Source organism: Acinetobacter sp. G18 (genome assembly GCF_052660225.1).
The window spans coordinates 563,497-583,090 of record NZ_CP109658.1; the positions used below are offsets into that span (position 1 = coordinate 563,497).

Annotated in this window: 17 protein-coding genes and 1 tRNA gene; 13 read left to right on the forward strand and 5 right to left on the reverse strand. The window is 36.4% G+C overall.

What is annotated here, in order from left to right:
• Window positions 1-26: 26 nt before the first annotated feature.
• The gene (locus tag NE363_RS02780) at window positions 27-1,055 is read right to left on the reverse strand and encodes a hypothetical protein (protein ID WP_445535774.1); all 1,029 of its coding nucleotides are present in this window, start codon (window positions 1,053-1,055) and stop codon (window positions 27-29) included.
• Window positions 1,056-1,208: 153 nt separating this feature from the next.
• A complete protein-coding gene (gene queA, locus NE363_RS02785; RefSeq protein WP_445535775.1) occupies window positions 1,209-2,246 on the reverse strand; it encodes a tRNA preQ1(34) S-adenosylmethionine ribosyltransferase-isomerase QueA in 1,038 nt (345 codons plus the stop codon).
• A gap of 181 nt (window positions 2,247-2,427) precedes the next feature.
• Between queA and NE363_RS02790 the strand changes: the two genes are divergently transcribed.
• From NE363_RS02790 to NE363_RS02815, 6 genes are all read left to right on the forward strand, one after another.
• Window positions 2,428-2,514: transfer RNA gene (locus tag NE363_RS02790), tRNA-Leu, on the forward strand.
• 328 nt (window positions 2,515-2,842) lie between these two features.
• Window positions 2,843-3,859: a DUF2939 domain-containing protein gene (locus tag NE363_RS02795; protein WP_068936696.1), complete on the forward strand. Its 1,017-nt coding sequence runs from the start codon at window positions 2,843-2,845 to the stop codon at window positions 3,857-3,859.
• A gap of 322 nt (window positions 3,860-4,181) precedes the next feature.
• Complete coding sequence (locus tag NE363_RS02800; RefSeq protein ID WP_445535776.1) at window positions 4,182-5,453, forward strand: sensor histidine kinase; 1,272 nt, start codon at window positions 4,182-4,184, stop codon at window positions 5,451-5,453.
• A 67-nt stretch (window positions 5,454-5,520) separates the two neighbouring features.
• Complete coding sequence (glnE, locus tag NE363_RS02805) at window positions 5,521-8,271, forward strand: bifunctional [glutamate--ammonia ligase]-adenylyl-L-tyrosine phosphorylase/[glutamate--ammonia-ligase] adenylyltransferase (RefSeq protein WP_445535777.1); 2,751 nt, start codon at window positions 5,521-5,523, stop codon at window positions 8,269-8,271.
• A 24-nt stretch (window positions 8,272-8,295) separates the two neighbouring features.
• Entirely contained in the window at window positions 8,296-9,222 is a 927-nt protein-coding gene (locus tag NE363_RS02810; protein WP_004705670.1) for a branched-chain amino acid transaminase, read from the forward strand.
• Between the two features lie 67 nt (window positions 9,223-9,289).
• The gene (locus NE363_RS02815) at window positions 9,290-10,174 is read left to right on the forward strand and encodes a mitochondrial fission ELM1 family protein (protein ID WP_445535778.1); all 885 of its coding nucleotides are present in this window, start codon (window positions 9,290-9,292) and stop codon (window positions 10,172-10,174) included.
• Here the strand turns inward: NE363_RS02815 and NE363_RS02820 are convergent.
• Window positions 10,159-11,733 (reverse strand): phosphoethanolamine transferase, encoded by a 1,575-nt coding sequence (locus tag NE363_RS02820; RefSeq protein ID WP_227501325.1) that lies wholly within the window; start codon window positions 11,731-11,733, stop codon window positions 10,159-10,161. The two genes, NE363_RS02815 and NE363_RS02820, sit on opposite strands and share 16 nt — an antisense overlap.
• 125 nt (window positions 11,734-11,858) lie before the next feature.
• On the opposite strand from NE363_RS02820, the gene NE363_RS02825 reads away from it, so the two are divergent.
• From NE363_RS02825 to NE363_RS02840, 4 genes are read left to right on the forward strand one after another with little or no spacing between them, the layout of a single operon-like run.
• Window positions 11,859-12,887, forward strand: a complete 1,029-nt coding sequence (locus NE363_RS02825; protein ID WP_191001110.1) for a glycosyltransferase family protein — start codon at window positions 11,859-11,861, stop codon at window positions 12,885-12,887.
• On the forward strand, window positions 12,884-13,639 hold the full coding sequence (locus tag NE363_RS02830; protein ID WP_191010459.1) for a polysaccharide deacetylase family protein: 756 nt from the start codon (window positions 12,884-12,886) through the stop codon (window positions 13,637-13,639). The genes NE363_RS02825 and NE363_RS02830 overlap by 4 nt, the downstream gene beginning before the upstream one ends.
• The gene (locus tag NE363_RS02835; protein ID WP_445535779.1) at window positions 13,636-14,400 is read left to right on the forward strand and encodes a glycosyltransferase family 2 protein; all 765 of its coding nucleotides are present in this window, start codon (window positions 13,636-13,638) and stop codon (window positions 14,398-14,400) included. Before NE363_RS02830 ends, NE363_RS02835 begins: the two co-directional genes overlap by 4 nt.
• 29 nt (window positions 14,401-14,429) lie before the next feature.
• Window positions 14,430-15,425, forward strand: a complete 996-nt coding sequence (locus NE363_RS02840) for a glycosyltransferase (protein WP_445535780.1) — start codon at window positions 14,430-14,432, stop codon at window positions 15,423-15,425.
• Here NE363_RS02840 and NE363_RS02845 read toward each other — a convergent pair.
• A complete protein-coding gene (locus tag NE363_RS02845) occupies window positions 15,422-16,312 on the reverse strand; it encodes a glucosamine inositolphosphorylceramide transferase family protein (protein WP_445535781.1) in 891 nt (296 codons plus the stop codon). The two genes, NE363_RS02840 and NE363_RS02845, sit on opposite strands and share 4 nt — an antisense overlap.
• A 68-nt stretch (window positions 16,313-16,380) precedes the next feature.
• On the opposite strand from NE363_RS02845, the gene NE363_RS02850 reads away from it, so the two are divergent.
• Window positions 16,381-17,136, forward strand: coding sequence for a glycosyltransferase family 25 protein (locus NE363_RS02850; RefSeq protein ID WP_308965781.1), 756 nt, complete (start codon window positions 16,381-16,383; stop codon window positions 17,134-17,136).
• 8 nt (window positions 17,137-17,144) lie between these two features.
• Window positions 17,145-18,095 (forward strand): lipooligosaccharide outer core biosynthesis glycosyltransferase GtrOC6, encoded by a 951-nt coding sequence (locus NE363_RS02855; RefSeq protein ID WP_081410021.1) that lies wholly within the window; start codon window positions 17,145-17,147, stop codon window positions 18,093-18,095.
• A 38-nt stretch (window positions 18,096-18,133) separates the two neighbouring features.
• Here the strand turns inward: NE363_RS02855 and NE363_RS02860 are convergent, their stop codons facing one another.
• On the reverse strand, window positions 18,134-18,352 hold the full coding sequence (locus NE363_RS02860) for a hypothetical protein (protein WP_308965783.1): 219 nt from the start codon (window positions 18,350-18,352) through the stop codon (window positions 18,134-18,136).
• 203 nt (window positions 18,353-18,555) lie between these two features.
• On the opposite strand from NE363_RS02860, the gene NE363_RS02865 reads away from it, so the two are divergent.
• Window positions 18,556-19,584: a stealth conserved region 3 domain-containing protein gene (locus tag NE363_RS02865; RefSeq protein ID WP_445535782.1), complete on the forward strand. Its 1,029-nt coding sequence runs from the start codon at window positions 18,556-18,558 to the stop codon at window positions 19,582-19,584.
• Window positions 19,585-19,594 lie beyond the last annotated feature (10 nt).

Below are 19,594 nucleotides of genomic sequence, written 5' to 3' on the forward strand. Positions count from 1 at the left end.
GTTGCTAGTTTGGTACTACGAGAGATTTATTTAATTAAATTAAGCATGAATTGTTGAAATTTTTCATATTGCGGCATGGTCATGGTACGTAAATGTCCACGTAATGCTGGAATATCATGAATTTCACTACGTTTACTGGTGGTTTGAAAAAGATCTTGCTCACCGAGATAACATAATATTTGCTCTTCATGATGATAAATTAAATCACCTTTAAAATGTTGAAAAAAATCATGAAGTTTTAAAGTTAGACTTGGGCTAATTTCTTTAGCTAACTGGTGTTGGTCAGTACCGAAAATATTGAGCTCTTGGTTAATCAGAATGTCAGTACTTTGCCATTCGCTTAAGTAGGGTGCAAAAAAGCGAGAACGTTGATTACTTACGGCAATACCTAAGGCTGGTATTTGAAAAATAAAAGCACCCCATAAATCTTTATGAATCTCTTTTACTATTTTTTTATCGCTGTTCTGATCTTGAAGAATAGGTAAGCTATTTACATAGTGATATTTAAATAGCAGGACTTGATGATCTGTAATGTCATCATTCCATGTCACTGAAGCAAACTCTGTAATTTCATTTGCTTCATTGCCTCGATTAAACAATGGGAAATATTGTTTTAGTCTGCTCAAGACTAAAATGGGTTGGGCTTGAATTGGAAGATAAGCTGGTAAGTGTTGAAACTGTAAGCCATAACGTAAAGCGGTCATACGTTGCTCTAAATAGTGAATGACTTCGCTTAGAGGTTTTTGCGGTTCATAGAGCAAATAGGCCAGAAAACCAGTTAAAAATGCCCATAAGAGACTCAAAATATATTGAATATGAGGATGAAAAAAGTATCCAAATAATAAAGTCGTAATACTGCAAATACCTAACAAAAACGGCAATACATTAACAAAACGAAGGTTATGATCTTCACGCCATGGATGTAACGCGTTTAAGAGCTCTTGATCTGTTTGTGACTTTTGTCCCGCGTCCCAAAGTCGAGCAATATTACGAAAGACCTGTGTATTTTTTTTACGTCTTATATGAAGTGCTTGTTGTACGGTATCAATTGGCATGAAATTAATGAGTTGATTATCATAAAGTGCTAACTCTAGATTATCTTTTAAATTGAAAGAGATAAATAGAAATACCAAGACTATTTTTATTTTAATTATAGAGGCTGGGTTAAACCTAAAATTAACTTAGAAGGTTTAACCCATTTATAAATTTTAAACTTCTAATTTATCAATTAGCATTGCATCGCCATAACTAAAGAAACGATAGCGGCTTTTAACTGCATGTTCATAGGCAGCCAAAATGTTGTCTCGATTCGACAATGCTGAAACTAACATGAGTAGGGTAGATTCAGGTAAATGGAAGTTAGTAATTAAACGATCTACGATACAGAACTCATAGCCCGGATAGATAAAGATCTGCGTATCACCATTCCACGCTGCGATTTTTCCGCCGTGTGCTTGAGCTGCACTTTCTAAGGCACGTGTTGCGGTTGTACCGACAGCAATGACTTTATTGCCGCGCGCTTTTGTCGCCAAAATTAAATCAATAGTTTCTTGAGGAACATCACACCATTCACTGTGCATAACATGATTGGTAATGTCATCAGTACGAACAGGCATAAATGTGCCAGCACCGACGTGTAAAGTCACAAAAGATTTTTGAACATTTTTTTGCTCTAACTTTGCTAGTAACTCTTCGTCAAAGTGCAAGCTTGCTGTTGGGGCAGCCACACTGGCAATTTTTTCTGGGTTATGGAAAACCGTTTGATAGCGTTCAGTGTCAATTTCTTCTGCTTCACGGTTAAAGTAAGGCGGAATAGGTAACTGACCATATTGCTCAAGTACAGGCAAAATTGGCTGCGAAAACTCAACGACAAATAAGTTTTCATGACGACCACGCACAATCACAGGAATATTATCTGTACCTACATAAAGCTCGGCACCAGCTTTAGGAGAGTTACTCGATTTGATATGACAATAGGCAGTGGTGTGGTTCAACATACGCTCAACCAAAATCTCAATCGCACCGCCTGTCGAGCGTTTTCCTTTAAGTCGAGCTTTCATGACTTTGGTGTCATTCAGCACCAACAAATCACCTTCTTCAAACAGATCGATAATGTCTGTGAACATGTGATCGTGATATTGACCCTTTGAATCTAGGTGCAATAACCGTGAAGCACTACGTGATTCAAGAGGGTAACGGGCAATAAGTTCATCAGGTAATTCAAAGGAAAAGTCAGACAGTTGCATATTTAGAAAAAACACCGCAAAAATTGGGCCTAGTATAAACTTTTTCGCTTTTTTATGGCTGTGCTTCTGATCTAAATCATGAAAAATGTTTAAGTGATCTAAAAGTGAACGATAATATTCACTTAGGGTTTGACAAGTTTTACAAACGCGCTAATATACGCAACACAAACATACTTCCTCTCCCGAGGTGGTGAAATTGGTAGACGCGGCGGACTCAAAATCCGCTGTCAGAGATGACGTGTCGGTTCGAGTCCGACCCTCGGGACCATATTCAGAATCGTAAGATTCTACGAAAACCCCTAAGCTAACGGCTTAGGGGTTTTTTGTTGGGTTAAAATAACTGCCTATCAATTATAATTTTATCTTTTATTGTTAATTCTTAATTTATAGAAAGTTTAGATCTCTTATGAAATTTCATTTGGGAGCTGATTTGTGAAAATAAGTGATGACCTATAATTTTGGTGGAATAAATAGATCTGTCCTTCATTCAAAGTCTTGAGCTGTAAATTTTGATTAGAATATAAAAGACAAGATAGGGTATATGATTTAGGTAGGATTATTTTTCTACTTATTATTTTACAATTAGAGAGTAATTTATGAATAAAAAAATGATAGGGGTAATCTTCGGATTAATCATTTTGATTTTTGGATATTTATACGCTTCACCTTATATCATCTTAAATAGTATTAAGAATGCATTGAAAGATAATGATAGTGAAAAGGTTTCTGCTTATATTGACTATACAAGCGTACGCCAAAGTCTGAAAGATCAGATGAATGCTTATATGTTAAAAGAGATCACAACTAAAGAAGCAAATGGTTGGGAAGCTTTAGGTGCAATGATGGTTTCAACTTTGGCCGAAAAGATGGTCGATGCGGCAGTAACACCTGAAGGTATGACCTTGATGCTACAAGGGAAGGATCTTAAAAAAAGTTTATCTGGTAATAGAGAGGATACGCCTAAAGAACGAACAGATATCTCAAAGATAGAATACAGAACTCGGTATTTATCAATAAGTATGTTTGAGGTAACTTTTAAAAATAAAGAGAATGGTTCGGATGTAAAAATCATTATGGAGCGTGATGGTTTAAGCTGGAAAATAAAAAAGATTGTTTTGCCGATGGATGAGATAAAGTCTAAACAAAAACTAGAGCCAACAACAATTCCCACAGTAGAAAAAATACCAGAATCTGAAACTCCACAAATGATAGAGCCATCGACAACATTTAATTTCTCTGGTGTACAGAAGGGGGCAAAACTTGAATCTTGTTATCATGATCCATGTTCAATTATGCGGGTTATGGAGTTCAAGTTAATAAAGCAAACACCTACTGAATCAAATATTGAGTTAACAGTTGTAGGTGGTAGTCGAGGCTGGGATGCTAAAAAAATAGAATGGAACCATGAAGCTCATAAAATCCAGATTCAATGCTCTATCACTAAGCCAACATTACAGATTGAAGACGAGGTAACAATAATACCTTTAAATGATTCTGGGGTGCCCGGAGTATTATGGTCAGATGCCGAAACTTATATGCAAGCATGCCATAACTACACTGGAGACATGGGAGCTGGCATTCAACAGTATGGTTATAATGTACAAGATAGTTAAATTAATAATATAAATAGTAATCTGAAAAAGGCCAGTTTATTGGCCTTTTTTTAAACAATACTTTTAATCAGCTTTTAAAAATTCTGAACTCGCATTTCTAACATCTTACAACTCTCTAGCTTCAAACATTTGTTGTATTTTTCTCAAGCATACCCACTTTATGTATCTGAAAACCTTTAATTGAAACTTCACATTTCTATTTTGAAAAGAACGTTGCTCTTTTTATGTACTGTGTTAAAGTTTGTATTAGATCATAATGATTATAAGTACATTTCTTGAAAGCGGTTCCGACCAACAACGACAAAATCTGTGAGGCGGGCAAATGACATTCCAGCGTTTAGAACTACATCAGATCGAGCAGTTAAGTGCTTGTAGAATATCACTATTACTTGGATTAAATGCCGAGCAGAACTATATCGAGCAATTTTTCCGATTTAGTCTTCGCCTGTTGAAGTGTCAAAAAGCCTTATTAACTTTTAATCAGGAACCTTACTTTTGGCACCGTTGCCCTGAAGGTATAACTGCAATTTCGTTTAAGCCTTCGAAACATTTGAAACAGTGCTTTGCTAAACAACAGATCATTAATCATCTACATCCTTCCTATCAAAACTTAACCAACTATTTAAAAGAACTAAACATCGAGTGCAGTAGGGCATTGGCTGTACATCTTTTACATCCCGATAAGACTTCGATGGGCTTTGCTGTCTTTTTTGATGATGATGCAGCTACCTTTGAAGAAGATGATATTCAATTGCTGCTCGATTATTGTTCTACGTTTATGCAACAGGTTGAGTTGAAGTTTAACTATGAAGAATTAAACGAACTTTATGAACAACAGGTTGCGATTAATTCAAGTAAAACAAAATTTTTCTCGATTATTTCACATGATCTGCGTGCCCCGTTTCACGGACTGCTTGGGTTTTCAGAAGTTCTTGCCAAAGAGCGTGAAACTTTAGATGAATCTAGTATTCAAAATATTGCAGATTATTTATATGAAACCTCGCAATCGACCTATAACTTGCTTGAAAGTTTACTGACATGGGCCATGGCAGAGGGTGGACGTTTTGTATATCACCCAATTAACTTTAAGCTGAGACAAGTGAGTAATATTGTTTGTGATGTACTGCGTACCTTAGCGATAAAGAAAAATATTGAACTGGTTAATGATGTGCCGGAAGATTTAAAAATCTATGCTGACATTAATATGATGACTTCTGTGATTCAAAACTTGGTATCAAACGCGTTGAAATTTACCGATATTGATGGCTCAGGCAAAGTTTTTATAGAAGCTAGGCAAGCTGATAAAAATATAGAAATAACAGTTCGAGACACCGGTTTGGGTATGACAGAACAACAAATCAAAAATTTGTTCCATCCACGTATTACAGCCAGCTTTAAAGGTACGGCAGGCGAGAAAGGCGCTGGTTTAGGTTTAAGCCTTTGTAAGCGTTTTATTGAAATTAACCAAGGGCAAATTAATGTTGGTTCCAAAGAGGGCGTAGGAACAACATTTAAGGTTTTACTACCTTCTGCTCAAGAAAGTCATGACGCACTAACCGAACATCATTCTTCGCCAGAAGCAAAATTAGTCTAATCCCTTTTCCTACCACTACTCGAACTGCTATAACTAAAAAGAGAGTACGAGGAAAAGAGCTTTTTATATGAATGTGGAGCAGTTACAAAAAACATTGCGTGCTAGTCAGTACGCTGAACAAGTTTTAGGTTTGCATCAAGCTGTTTTAGAACAAGATTATCAAATAGATCAATTTGCTGCACCGCTCTCGACCGAACAGATTTATCAATTTGTCCAAACTACATTAAATGGAATTGCTGACGAAATATCTTGGATGCGTGGATTACGCATTTTACGTAGTCGTTTAATGTTTCGTTGGATTTGGCAGGATGCCAATCAGCTTACCGATGTTGTGACACTCACTCGTGAACTTTCTGACTTTGCCGATGCTAGTATTTGTGCAGCAAAAGACTTTGCACGTGTTGCACTTGTGGCGAAACATGGTGAACCTGTGGGCTACTCTGGCAAAGTTCAAGATTTAATTGTGGTTGCCATGGGGAAGCTTGGGGCGCAAGAGCTTAACTTATCGAGTGATATTGACCTGATTTTTGCCTTTGATGAACAAGGTGAAACCAATGGTCGTAAATGTATTGATGTACAGCAGTTCTGTATTTTATGGGGACAAAAACTTATTTATTTACTTGAACACATTACTGCCGATGGTTTTGTGTTTCGAGTTGATATGCGTCTACGCCCTTGGGGCGATGGCTCGGCATTAGCGATTAGTCATGCAGCTTTAGAAAAATATTTAAGTCAGCATGGTCGTGAGTGGGAACGCTATGCGTGGATTAAAGCCCGTGTTGTGACTGGTGGTAAAGAAGGACAAGACTTGTTAGAAATGACACGTCCTTTTGTATTCCGCCGTTATGTTGATTACACCGCTTTTGCCGCTATGCGTGATATGAAAGCCATGATTGAGCGTGAAGTTCTGCGCCGACATATTGAAGATGATATTAAGCTCGGGGCGGGGGGGATTCGCGAAATTGAGTTTATTGTTCAGGTCTTCCAGCTTATTTACGGCGGATCTAAACGCGAGTTACAAGATCGTCAGTGCTTAGTCAGTCTAGAGCACATTGGCGAAGCAGGGTTGTTAGAAAAGCAGGCGGTATTCGAGCTTAAAGATGCTTACTTGTTTTTACGCCGTGTTGAACATGCAATTCAAGCGCTCAATGACCAGCAAACTCAGCTATTGCCAGAAGAAGTGGAGTTAAGACAACGCATTATAGATACCTTAGGTTTTGTTAGCTGGAATGAATTTATTAATGTTCTTGACGAGAAACGTCAAAAAGTTAAAGTTCAATTTAAACAACTGATTGAGGATACAAGTTCTAATGCTGCAACTGAAAATTTTGGGCAGTTAGAACAACAGCTAGATGAAGTGCTAGATGATAATGCGAAAAATCTGATTCATGAGTTTTGGCATGGGCATGCACTTAAAAAACTTCCTTCAAATGCGGTACAGCGTTTAAAAACGTTCTGGCCTCACTTGATTGAAGCGATCTTACAGTCTGAACAACCACAAACTGCACTGTTGCGTTTAATGCCGCTGATTGAATCAGTCATGCGTCGAACTGTGTATTTGGTGATGTTGATTGAAAGCAAAGGGGCATTGCAACGCTTAGTGAAAATGGCGACGGTGAGCCCGTGGATTTGTGAAGAGCTAACGCAATATCCGGTGCTGCTGGATGAGTTCTTGTCGATGGATTTTGAGTTGCCAAAACGTAAGGACTTGGAAGACTCATTACGCCAGCAGTTACTTCGTATTGAAATTGATCAAGTCGAAGACCAAATGCGAGTACTTCGCCTATTTAAAAAGAGCAACGTGCTCACGGTTGCGGCAAGTGATGTATTAGCTGAAAGCCCTCTTATGAAGGTATCTGATGCACTAACCGATATTGCTGAAGTGAGTGTTAATGCAACCCTATATTTAGCTTACCAGACCGTAGCAAAACGACATGGTTATCCTAAAGATGTTGAAGGAAAGCCCTGCTCACTCGACTACAAAGCCTTTGCTGTCATTGGTTATGGCAAAGTGGGTGGCATTGAACTGGGCTATGGTTCTGATTTAGACCTTGTCTTTATCCATTATCTAGATGAACAAGCTGACACCGATGGAACTAAGGCTATTAGTGGCTTTGAGTTTGCCATGCGTGTTGCTCAAAAGTTCATGTCCCTCATGACCACTCAAACGCTTGATGGTCGTGTCTATGAAATTGATACACGCTTAAGACCTTCTGGTGAGGCTGGTTTATTAGTGACCAGTCTGAAAGCCTATGAACATTATCAGTTGAAAAGTGCATGGCTTTGGGAGCACCAAGCACTCGTTCGAGCACGCTCTATCGCTGGTGATGAAACGCTGTGCCAAAAATTTGAAATATTTCGCCGCGAGATATTGACTCAATCTAGAGATGAGGCTTATGTTCGTGAGGAAGTGTTGAAAATGCGTCAGAAAATGAAAGACCACCTAGGTTCGTCTTCTGAACAAAAAAAACATGGTATTTTTCATTTAAAACAGGACGCAGGTGGTATCGTAGATATCGAATTTATGGCACAGTATGCTGTACTTGCATGGAGCGGGACGAAACCCGATCTCGCCCATTATTCTGATAATGTAAGAATATTAGAAGATGCTGCTAAAGCAGACTGCTTATCCAGTGAAGATGCCACAGCATTAATTCGAGCCTATCTTAGTGAACGTGCCGAAAGCCACCGCTTAGCCCTTGCAAATCAATCCATGCAAGTCAGCGCAGCGGACTGGCGTAGTACCCGTGCGGTCGTTTGCAATTTATGGCAAAGATTAATAGACCCAACCGCCTCGGTTGAGTTGGATAGTGAATGATTTTATAACAATTTGGAGTGTTCCATGAATTTGGCTGATCGTGATGGTTTTATTTGGCAAGATGGAAAATTAATTGATTGGCGTGATGCAAAGATTCACGTTTTAACCCATACATTACACTACAGTATGGGCGTATTTGAGGGTGTTCGTGCTTATGAAACGCCTAAAGGTACTGCCATTTTCCGTCTTCAAGACCACACAAAACGTTTGTTAAATTCAGCAAAAATTTATCAAATGAAAGTGCCGTATGATCAAGCAACGCTTGAACAAGCACAAATTGATGTTGTTCGTGAAAATAAATTAGCTTCTTGCTATTTACGCCCATTAATCTGGATCGGTTCAGAAAAACTTGGTATTGCAGCAACAAATAACACCATTCATGCCGCTGTTGCTGCATGGGCGTGGGGTGCATACCTTGGTGATGAAGCGATGGCTAAAGGTATTCGCGTTAAAACTTCATCATTTACTCACCATCATCCAAACGTGACTATGTGTAAAGCAAAAGCATCTGGTAACTACACGTTGTCAATTCTTGCTCACCAAGAAGTTGCACACTCAGGTTACGATGAAGCAATGCTCATGGACCCACAAGGTTATGTATGCCAAGGTTCAGGTGAAAACGTATTCTTGATTAAAGATGGCGTTTTACACACTCCAGATATCGCTGGCGGTGCACTTGACGGTATTACACGTCAAACTGTGATGACAATCGCTAGAGATCTTGGTTACCAAGTTGTTGAGCGCCGTATTACACGTGACGAATTCTATATCGCAGACGAAGCATTCTTCACAGGTACTGCTGCTGAAGTAACACCAATTCGTGAATATGATGACCGTCCAATCGGTTCGGGTACCCGTGGCCCAATTACCACTGAAATCCAAAAAACTTACTTTGATGCGGTTCAAGGTAGAAATCCGAAATATGAACACTGGTTAACTTACGTAAAATAAGTTAATCCGTTAACATAAAAAGGCGAACTTTAGTTTCGCCTTTTTATTTTTGGGTTAGGGAGCTTTTATGCATATTGTCTATGTCTCTGATGGTAAAGCAGGGCATCGTTCACAGGCTTTGGGTTTATTTCAGGCGATGCAAAGACAGCAGGCAAATGCAACTTTTGAAGAAGTTTCCATTCATGATTTGCCTATTATTTCCTTAATCAAAGCACTTTTCTCTTCAAAAAAATCTTTGTTTAAACAAGTGCCCGATTTTATATTTGGAGTCGGAAGCCATACTCACTTCCGTGTCTGGTTGCTAGGCAAAATTTTCAAAAAGGCCAAGACTGTTATTTTAATGAAGCCGAATTTGCCGATTGCTTGGTTTGACTATGCCGTAATTCCCGAGCACGATGGTATTCCAGCAAATAGCCGCGTTATTGTTACTCGCGGTGCATTAAATCCAATTCGCAATGAAAACCGCCATCAAAAAGCCAGAATTTTAATTGCATTGGGTGGTTCATCTAAACGACATCAATGGAACCAAGAAAAAGTATTATTGAGTGTTCAACAAATAGTTGAGCATAATCCAAACTCTGAAATTATTTTAACGACCTCACGTCGTACCCCTGCAGAATTTATCGATATTTTAAGACAGCAAAGCTTCGCCAAGTATTTACAGATATGTCCGGTTGAGCAAACCCCTCAAGGTTGGATTTTTGAGGAAATGCAAAAAGCAGAAGCGGTGTGGGTAACAGAAGATAGTGTTTCTATGATTTATGAGGCACTTACTGCGGGTTGCCGAGTCGGTGTGATTGCAATGGATAGGCTCAAACAAGACCGTATTACCAATTCGGTCGATGTGCTGCTAGAGAAAAAGTTTATAGCGAATGTATATGACATAAACTTGCTTCCTGAAGGACAGCTCCTACAGGAAGCGGATCGAGTCGTGCATCAGCTCACTAAATGACATTGGCTATCGTCATGACCTTTATCATAGTTGACCGTTTCTGATGTTGCTAAAATTTCTCTTGGATATGTTTTGAACTTTGCATTAAATAATGATCTGTCTTGAGAAATATTTTTACAGTGAATTCCTCGCATATCTAAAACTGTAGGTAATATATTAATTGAACTTATAGGATTGCTTTGTTCTTTAGAAAGAGTACTCGCCATTTCTGGATGATGTTGCTTCCAAGAGTTTGAACTCCACATAATTAAAGGGACATCAAAATTATTTTTCATGTCTAAATGCAGTGAGCTATTTTCTTTACACTCTCCAAGGTTTAATCCATGGTCAGATGTATAAATTAAGTTGGCATCTAGATTAGTTGCTTTTAATTTTTGAATGACTTCGTTGAGCAAGTAATCTGTATAAAGTACCGTATTGTCATAGGTATCTTTAAATTTATTAAATTGCGGTGGATAGCGTTTTGTAAAATCTGCATGTGAGCCGTAAAGGTGTAAAACAATGAATTTATGATGTTTTTTCTCTGCTAAAGCTCGGTCAAATGATTTGAGTAGCTCTTCATCGTAATGCGTTTCAAGTGATGCTGAATATGAATGTTGCGTCAAAAATTGGGTTTCTTGAGCAGAAGATGCATAGGCTGAGACAAGAGAATCATATTCTCCATATTGAGCTTGTGCGCTAAACCAATAAGTTTTGTAGCCTGCTGCATTGAACGCATTTACAATAGAAGGACTTAAATTATCAGTTCCGTTGAGCTTTCCTGTTAGTAAGGTTGGTACAGACTTACTGGTCATATAAGAACCTGAAATCGTATTATTAAATAACCATAAATCTTTCTTATATTTTGCTAGATATGGTGTTGTATTATTTTTGGTATAGCCAAATAAACTTAAACGATCGCGTCGAGCACTTTCCCCAATAACCAATACTGTAATGGTAGGTCGAGTTTCTTTAACTTGTGTGCACTCAATTTCGTTTTGTGTGGCTATGAAGTCTTTTACACGATTTACTTCAAGGCTCGCTGCTGGTAAACCGAGCACTAAATTTAAAGGATAAGATTGTTTAAAATGACGATATACATTTAGGAAACCTTGCTGATGATCAGGTGCTTTAAGGTAGCGTTGAATTGGCGAAAAAATAAGACATAAAGCTAAAATACGTACCCATATTGGAGTGTTTAGTCTTTGATTTGGAATAAAATGATAAAAGAAAGCCAAAGGAATGATATAGGCAATAATCAAACCAATTGCTAAAGGAATATCTAATGTCGATAAATAGACTCTGCCTTCAGTTGTGGAACTTCCCAAAATTGTGAGCCATACTGAAATTTCAGTTGGGGCGTTATAGGTAATTTCGTAATAAAGTGCAAAAGGAGTTAGAAGGTAAATAGGTAAGCTAAGCCAGAAAAAACGGCGGTAATGATAAATTAAAAAAACGAAAAAAATAAGTGGATATAAGGCTTTGAAAAAACCATCACTGGAAATAATGAATGATGGAACAAGCAGCATAAAGCAATAAATAAAGAACCATAACTTTCCTGTTTTGAATCGAAAAATCACGCTAAGCTGTTCCAAGTGTAAAAGCGCGATATCATCCTATATTTCGCTAACAGGGTCTACATAAATTCAGGCATGATATAATATTTTAGTTCATCTCCAGAATTGATGGAATTATAGAGTTTAGAATGAAAATATTGCATATCGCAAATTTTGGCTTTAATAAACAAGGCGCACATTTTTACTGCACAGACCGTAAAATTTCTGCCGGATTAATTGAAAATGGCCATTTTGTTTATGATTTTAGCTTTCGTGATATGGCACGAATGGGGACGATTTTTAAAACAAAAAAATTGGGTGCCAATTGGGCCAATAAGGAAGTATTAAAAGTCGTCAATAACATTGAGCCTGATTTGGTACTTATAGGTCATAGTGATTTGATGAGTCCAGATGTTCTCAGACAAATCAAAGAAGCTTATCCAAATACTAAAATTGCATTTTGGTATGTTGACCCGCTTTATTTAGAGAGCAAACTTGGTTTTGTCAAAGCATTCTCTCCATATTTGGATGCTATCTTCTGTACAACGGGTGGTGAGTATCTACAGAAGTTAAAGCAGCCACATTTAAGCGTAGCTTATTTACCTAATGTTGGTCATCGTAATGTAGAAATTCTGCAACAGTTTTCAAACGCTAAGATTGATAAGACATTTATCTTCTGCGGTGTGGTTTATAAAGAACCTGAGCGTGAAAAGTTCTTAAAAGATTTGGCAGATGCTCTACAACAAGGTCATGTAAACTATCAATATTATGGTTGTTTTGAGCAACCTGGCGTTTACGGGAAAGCTTATTATAAGGTTTTGTCTGAAACAAAAATGGGACTTAATTACTCACGCCGTAATGACGTAACCTTGTATAGTTCTGACCGTATTGTACAGCTGACTGGTAATGGTTTACTCACCTTTAGTCCAAGAATTCCTGGTTTTGAGAAACTCTATACTGAGCAGGAAGTGGTTTACTTTGATGATCAATTTGATTTGGCTAAAAAGATCCAATTCTTTGATCAAAACCCAGATCAGGCTGAAAAAATAGCGAAAGAGGGCTGGGAGAAAACACGTAGATCTTTTAATGCTAAACGCATTACCCAATATATGGTTGAAGTGACATTTAAGCAGCCCCTTTCAGAAGATTATGAATGGTCACATGAGGTTTATGCATGATGTGGTTTTTGTACGTTGCGGTAGGCCTACTAGCACTTGCTGCACTGTTATATGTGCTGGGTAATTACACTTTCTGGCTTCCGTTTCGTTCGAACAAACTACCACGCATTGTGATGTTGCATCAGGTTACCCCTAAAGATGCAGCCTCTGGTATGAATATGCCTCCTGAAAAGTTTGAACAACTTTTACAGTTGTTGAAGCGTAAAGACACTACTTTTTGCTTTGTCTCTGAGCTTGAACAATACCGCAATCAAAAAAATGTGGTTGCTTTAAGTTTTGATGATGGCTTTATGGATAACTATCTTTATGCCTATCCACTACTTAAAAAATATAATGCAAAGGCAACCATTTATTTGGCGACGCAAATTGAAGGTATTGAAAAGCTCACTCACGATCAAATCCACGAAATGGCCAACTCTGGTTTGATTGAGTTTGGTGCGCATACTCAACATCATGTCAACTTACTTAAGCTTGATGATCAAACGGCTTACAATGAGATGCTTCAGTCTAAGCGTGATGTTGAAGCGTTAGTTGGAAAATGTCCGAGCTTTGCTTATCCATTTGGTCGTTTTAATGAAAAGCACCAGAAAATGGCCCAAGAGATTGGCTTTAAAAATGCAGTATCAACTCGAAAAAAAATCGAGGTATATGAAGCAGATAACCAATTTAATATTCCACGTGTCAGCACGCATGGTGCCATGAATGCTTTACAGATGCGTATCGCCCTTGCTAAAGGACGTTATAAGTTATGAATAAAATTCCATGTAGTGTTTATATTGTCACTTTAAACTGTGGTGCTTGGTTAGAGCGAACTTTGCAAAGTGTCAGTGAGTTTGATGAAGTTATTATTTTAGACTCAGGTAGTACTGATAATACTTATGAAATTGCAAAGCGCTTTGAAAATACCCAAATTTCTCATCAAGACTGGCAGGGTTATGCTGGGCAAAAAAGTTTGGCCTTAGCAAAATGCCGAAATGATTGGGTGCTTAACTTAGATGGCGATGAAGTCTTATCGGAAGAGTTAAAACAAGAAATTGTTGAGACCATTCAACAGAACAAGCTTGATGCATTAATCACTCCAATTAATGATGTGTTTTTAGGTGTCCCTAATAGTAAACATACTAAAAAACATGCGAAGGTGCGTTTTTTTCGCAAGTCTAAAGGACACTATGATCTAGCCAATAAAGTTCATGAAAACGTGATCGTAGATGGTGAATCTCAGCGTGCTCAACATGATATTTACCATTATGGCGAGTCGAGCATTTTCGTTAAAGTCGAAAAAAATAACCAATATTCCAACCTCAAAGCACTAGAGAAATACCAAAAAGGAAAGTCTCCAAGTGTCGCTAAATTGGTTCTGGTAATGCCAGTGACTTTTCTAAAGTCTTACTTTATTCGCCGTAGTTTCTTAAATGGTTGGCGTGGTTTCGTAAATAGTATGATCAACGCGTTTTATGCTTTTCTAAAAGAAGCAAAGCTATTTGAACAGACTATGAATAAAGATAAAAAATAAGTAGGCAAGCGATGAAGATTGTTCAGATTATGGCAACAGATGGTGGAAAAATCGGTGGATTAGAAAAGCATACTTTTCAACTCTGCGCAGAATTATCACAAAAGCAAGAAGTCCATTTACTTTTAGACTTAAACTATCGAAATGTAATACCTCAATTAGAACATCTTCATTGTCATTATTTTGATTTTTCTAAAGGAAGAATGAATATCAGTCTTCTTTATTCACTTTTTAAAGAAATTAAAAAAATTGCTCCTGATATTATTCATGCTCAAGGCGGAAAAGCATCAAAAATGTTGAGTTTTCTTCTGCCTTTTTTAAAAGTACCAAGTGTGGCAACCATTCATGGTATGAAAAATAACATGCGTAGTTATCGTCATTTTAATGAGGTCATTACTGTAAGTCAGGCTGTTGCAGATAAAGTTAGTGAATATCGATCAGTTCATGTTGTTTATAATGGTGTTGCTCAGGAAAAAAGATTGAGTGCCGATATACCTAGAACAACTCTAAAAAAAGCTATCGCAATTGGCCGATTAGATCCAGTAAAAGGCTTTGATCGACTTATAGAAGCATGGCAAGGTTTGGAGATTCACCTAGAAATATTAGGTGAGGGACCTGAGCATGAACGTTTAAGTCAGTTAATTCAAGATCTGCATTTGCAGGATAAAATTAAATTAGTGGGTTATCAGCAAGACATTTATCCGTATTTGGCAGCAAGTGATTTAGTGGTGGTATCTTCCTTGAGAGAAGGAGGTCCATTAATTGTTGCGGAAGCATTATTGGTACATAAACCTGTAATTGCCACTGATGTGGGGATGGTAAGAGAATTTATTCCAGAAAAATATATTGCAAAAGATAATACTGCATTGGAACTTAAAAAGTTAATTGAAATTGCTAGTGAAAACTTTGAGCATATTCATTATGAGTTTAAGCCTGCGTTTGATAAAGCAGAAGCTGAATTATCTTTAAATGCAATGGTTAATAAAACACTAAATATTTATAAATTAGCGTTGCGACAACAACGCTAATTATCTTTTTTGGTCAAACGGATTGCATCCACAACAACGAAATTGGAATGTACATCAATAGTGTGACATCCATCATCTTCTTTGTTCCATTCAGGATATATTGTTTCGTACAGTCTTTCCTCATATTCTTTCGGACTTAATTTTATGATTTCTTTAAGCTCAATATGTCCACCATAACGCTTTAAAGAGTCTTGACTTGGACGAACCAGTTTATTCCGATAGACAAAAGGTTTTCCAGCCATCCTATATTGAATTTTTCCTTTACATACTGGGTTCATTGGGTGTTCTTGCCAGTTTGGATTTAAGATATCTTCAGTAAAGAATAGATCTAAACGGTCACCAAATTTCTTACAATCGCGACGTGTTGAGGTAAAAAGGTACCATAAGCCTTCATGGTAAAAAGGTGTGCTGTCAACTGCTTCAATATTTTCTAGAAGATTAGAATGTTTTTCCCATTTCAGTGGAAATTCAGTACATTTCCAAAGTTCAACTGTTTTGTTGCTAAAAGTCTCTGGCACCATGTACCAAGTATTATCTATTTTAAATACACAAGGATAGGATAGGTGATAGTCGAGCTTTAAAATAGCTTTAGGTGCTGTGTATGTACCATCTTTAAAAACTTCTAAGACAGAAAGAAAGCCTACAGGATGTTCATCATCAACTTCTTCAAAGAAAATGAAATGACGATCATTTTCATAAGCATAAAAGCTATCTGCAAATGTAAATTTTCTAGGTGAGTGGATTTCAAAGAGTGAATCTAATTGTTCAAGTGCTGTAAAAGGTTGTTCTAGCCAGCCAAAACGTATATACCAATGAGAATTATAAGATTTTGCTTTTTTTGCTTGTTGGTATTTGTACCATTTTTTTTGGATTAGGCGATTTAGCATTAAATTTTACACTCGATATAACTATAATTAGATAGACTATCCCTGACTCATTTTAACATTTGAATGAAATGAAAAAATATTTAATCAGTATTGAATCTACGAATAGTGAACGTTTAAAAAAGCTGTACTCTCAGCCAACATTTTACAAATATCGCGATGAATTTAAGCAATTTGGGGTTATAGGGAAAAATTTAAGTGTTAGTGAGTATTTTCAGCAGGGTGTAGCAGGTAAGAAGAAACCGATGACACCAGGTGAGCTTGGTTGCGCCATGTCACATATAGCTGCCTTAAAAGATTTTTTAAGCTCTGATGAAGAATATGCCATTATTTTTGAAGATGATGTGATTGAACGTTTTGAAATTGATTTCCAAGACTTAGAAAAACATATTCATTCTTTAAACTTGGGTCCCTGCTTTTTCCTAAGCTTGGGCGGTATCCAAATGAAAATATGCAATCGCGTTCGTGGAAAGTTTTTACCTGAAGAGTTGTATGGCCAAAAAATTCTAAAAGTTGATTATGATTATCTTGAAAAACTAGCGTATGCGTATGCTTATGTTGTAGATCGTAAAATGGCGCAGATGTTAGTGGATTATCATCAGCCGATCAAAATTTATGACCATTGGCAAGATCTTGTTGGTCGAGGTGACTTTAGCTTCTACGTCAGTTTTTTATTTGATCATCCGATTATTGAAAATAATGATGCGTTAAGTTACTTGGAAAAGGAAAGAAGTCTAGTTACACATGTTTCACAAGATGATAGTGATTTATTACGGTACTTAAGAGTTAAACTAAAGAAATATATACTTAATAAATATATAATTTAGTCATTTTCTTGGGGTTTATTATTAATTTTATGATTAAGCAAAAAAATATTATTATCGGGTCAGCAACTGGATACAATGCTGACCTTATCTCTTCTTTTGTATATTCTTTGGAAAAAGCAAACTTTGATGGCATATTGGCTTTAATTATATATAAAGAGCAAATGACAGAATTTGTAAATGCATTTTCAGATATCAAAAATTTTAAAATTGAATTTAAAGTTTCAGCAATTGGAAAGTTTAAATCAAAGTCAAAATATTCAGGTGTTTATAAATTTAAGTTTGTAAAAAATATTCTTAAGAAAATTATTGGCTTAACAGTAAATGAGACTATTCCTGAATCAAAAATTAGGGGTCTTAAAATTACAGGTTATCCGCATGTGAGCCGTTTCTTTGAATACAAAGAAATTGTAGACAGCCATCCTGATGCTTCACATGTATTACTTAGCGATGTTCGAGATGTTTTTTTCCAAAGTAATCCTTTCAAAAATCTTGGCAAGGGTCTATTTGTTGGGATGGAAAATCCGGATTTCACCATAGGTACTGAGCAATATAACCAAAAATGGATTTTGGATGCATATGGAGAGAGTTTTTATAACATTGCAAAAGATGAACAAGTTTCTTGTTCAGGGGTCACTATTGGTGATCATGAATCAATTAGAGTCTATATCAATAAAATGATTGAAGAATTCTGCAAGCAGCCATATCAAAAAATGTCTGAAAGAATTTATGATCAAGCCATGCATAATAAATTATTAATTACTAATAGTTTAAGTGATATAACTCGCTGTCAGCCATTTGAATCAATTATTGTAACTTTAGGGTTATATCCAATAGAGCAAATTGCAGTTAATGATCAGGGATTTATTATTAATCGCAATCAAGAAATTATTCCGATTGTCCATCAGCATGATAGACATCCGGAACTACTTAAGTTATGTGAGAACTATATTAGAAAGTAGGCTTAGAATTATCTAAAGCTTACAAAGGGAGGCGGATATTAATTTTTATCCGCATTTCCTTTAAGCACCATATAAATGAGTGCAACAAAAATAAGTAATGCGCCTACTAGGCTACTTACGCAGAAATAAAGAATACGTTGGTTCGTTGTTAAATTGAATAATTCATGAGAAAGGATATAGCGCATAAAAAACCACTGCGCAAGAGAGAATACAATTACGATTAAAGCATGTCGACGTACATCAGGGCGCATTGCCATAATGAATCACCAAGGGAGAAAAAGTGGTGATATTATGCCATTTGCCTACTCTCATCTCAATAGAGCCTAAATTGAGTTAATTGTGTAGAAAAATTAAAATTATGAACAAATTATGAATTTTTATTAACATTAATAAACATTGAATTCCATTTTTTATCTGAGATTTTTTAGTAAATTTCTGTACTTATTTGGATATGTGTTTAATGCAGTCTATTGATTTTGTAATGATTTGGGTAGACTCAACCGATACGAAATGGCAGCAAGATTACGCATATTATAAATTTAAAGAAGTAAATAAACAGGTTACATCACTTAGTGATGAGTGCCGTTATCGTGATTGGAATAATCTCCATTTTTGGTTTAGATCTGTTGAGAAATTTTGCCCTTGGGTACGAAAAATTCACCTTGTTACCTGTGGACATTTCCCTGAATTTTTAGTCAAAAATCATCCGAAGTTAAATTTAGTTACCCATAATCAAATTATAGAATCAAACTGTTTACCTACGTTTAACTCTCATGCTATTGAAATTAATATTCATAAAATAAAAGGGCTTGCAGAGCATTTTGTATATTTCAATGACGATACTTTTATTAATAGACCTTTAGAGCCAGAATTTTTCTTTCAGAATGGACTACCTTGTGATGGTATTCGGCTACAGCCTTTGATGGTTGTTGGTGAGGAAAATTTTTTAGGCGCTGTTGCTTTGACTGATGTTGCAATTATTAATAAATATTTTGATAAGAGAAAACTATTTCGAAAAAATCCTTACGCTCTTTTTAATCATCGATATTCTATAAGCAACAATTGGGATAATTTTTTAAGTTTATATAACCGAAAATTCTCAAGCTTTTATAGTACTCATTTACCTCAGCCATTTTTGAAGTCGGTTTTTGAAGAGGTTTGGAAAAAAGAAGAAAACTATTTGAGAGAAGTATCAAGTCATCGCTTTAGACAACCTTTAGATGTTAACCAATATTTGTTTAGGCTTTGGCAGTTATGTTCTAATCGTTTTTGTCCTGTAAATATCTTTGAGCGCGGACAAAACTTTAATTTAAGATTGCAAAATCTCTCTGAAATTAATTATGTGATTAAGAATGAACAATTTCCACAAATTTGTCTAAATGATGATGAGCATGTGGTTGATTTTGAAAAATTAAAATTAGAAATTATTAAAATTTTTGAACAAAAATTTAATACAGTCTCAAGTTTTGAAAAAGAAATATCCCATTGAAACTACTTAA

Coding starts and splice junctions, on each gene's coding strand:
- NE363_RS02780 (WP_445535774.1), bottom strand. CDS start 1,055: ATGCCAATTGATACCGTACAACAAGCACTTCATATAAGACGTAAAAAA.
- queA (WP_445535775.1), bottom strand. CDS start 2,246: ATGCAACTGTCTGACTTTTCCTTTGAATTACCTGATGAACTTATTGCC.
- NE363_RS02795 (WP_068936696.1), top strand. CDS start 2,843: ATGAATAAAAAAATGATAGGGGTAATCTTCGGATTAATCATTTTGATT.
- NE363_RS02800 (WP_445535776.1), top strand. CDS start 4,182: ATGACATTCCAGCGTTTAGAACTACATCAGATCGAGCAGTTAAGTGCT.
- glnE (WP_445535777.1), top strand. CDS start 5,521: ATGAATGTGGAGCAGTTACAAAAAACATTGCGTGCTAGTCAGTACGCT.
- NE363_RS02810 (WP_004705670.1), top strand. CDS start 8,296: ATGAATTTGGCTGATCGTGATGGTTTTATTTGGCAAGATGGAAAATTA.
- NE363_RS02815 (WP_445535778.1), top strand. CDS start 9,290: ATGCATATTGTCTATGTCTCTGATGGTAAAGCAGGGCATCGTTCACAG.
- NE363_RS02825 (WP_191001110.1), top strand. CDS start 11,859: ATGAAAATATTGCATATCGCAAATTTTGGCTTTAATAAACAAGGCGCA.
- NE363_RS02830 (WP_191010459.1), top strand. CDS start 12,884: ATGATGTGGTTTTTGTACGTTGCGGTAGGCCTACTAGCACTTGCTGCA.
- NE363_RS02835 (WP_445535779.1), top strand. CDS start 13,636: ATGAATAAAATTCCATGTAGTGTTTATATTGTCACTTTAAACTGTGGT.
- NE363_RS02840 (WP_445535780.1), top strand. CDS start 14,430: ATGGCAACAGATGGTGGAAAAATCGGTGGATTAGAAAAGCATACTTTT.
- NE363_RS02845 (WP_445535781.1), bottom strand. CDS start 16,312: ATGCTAAATCGCCTAATCCAAAAAAAATGGTACAAATACCAACAAGCA.
- NE363_RS02850 (WP_308965781.1), top strand. CDS start 16,381: ATGAAAAAATATTTAATCAGTATTGAATCTACGAATAGTGAACGTTTA.
- NE363_RS02860 (WP_308965783.1), bottom strand. CDS start 18,352: ATGGCAATGCGCCCTGATGTACGTCGACATGCTTTAATCGTAATTGTA.
- NE363_RS02865 (WP_445535782.1), top strand. CDS start 18,556: ATGCAGTCTATTGATTTTGTAATGATTTGGGTAGACTCAACCGATACG.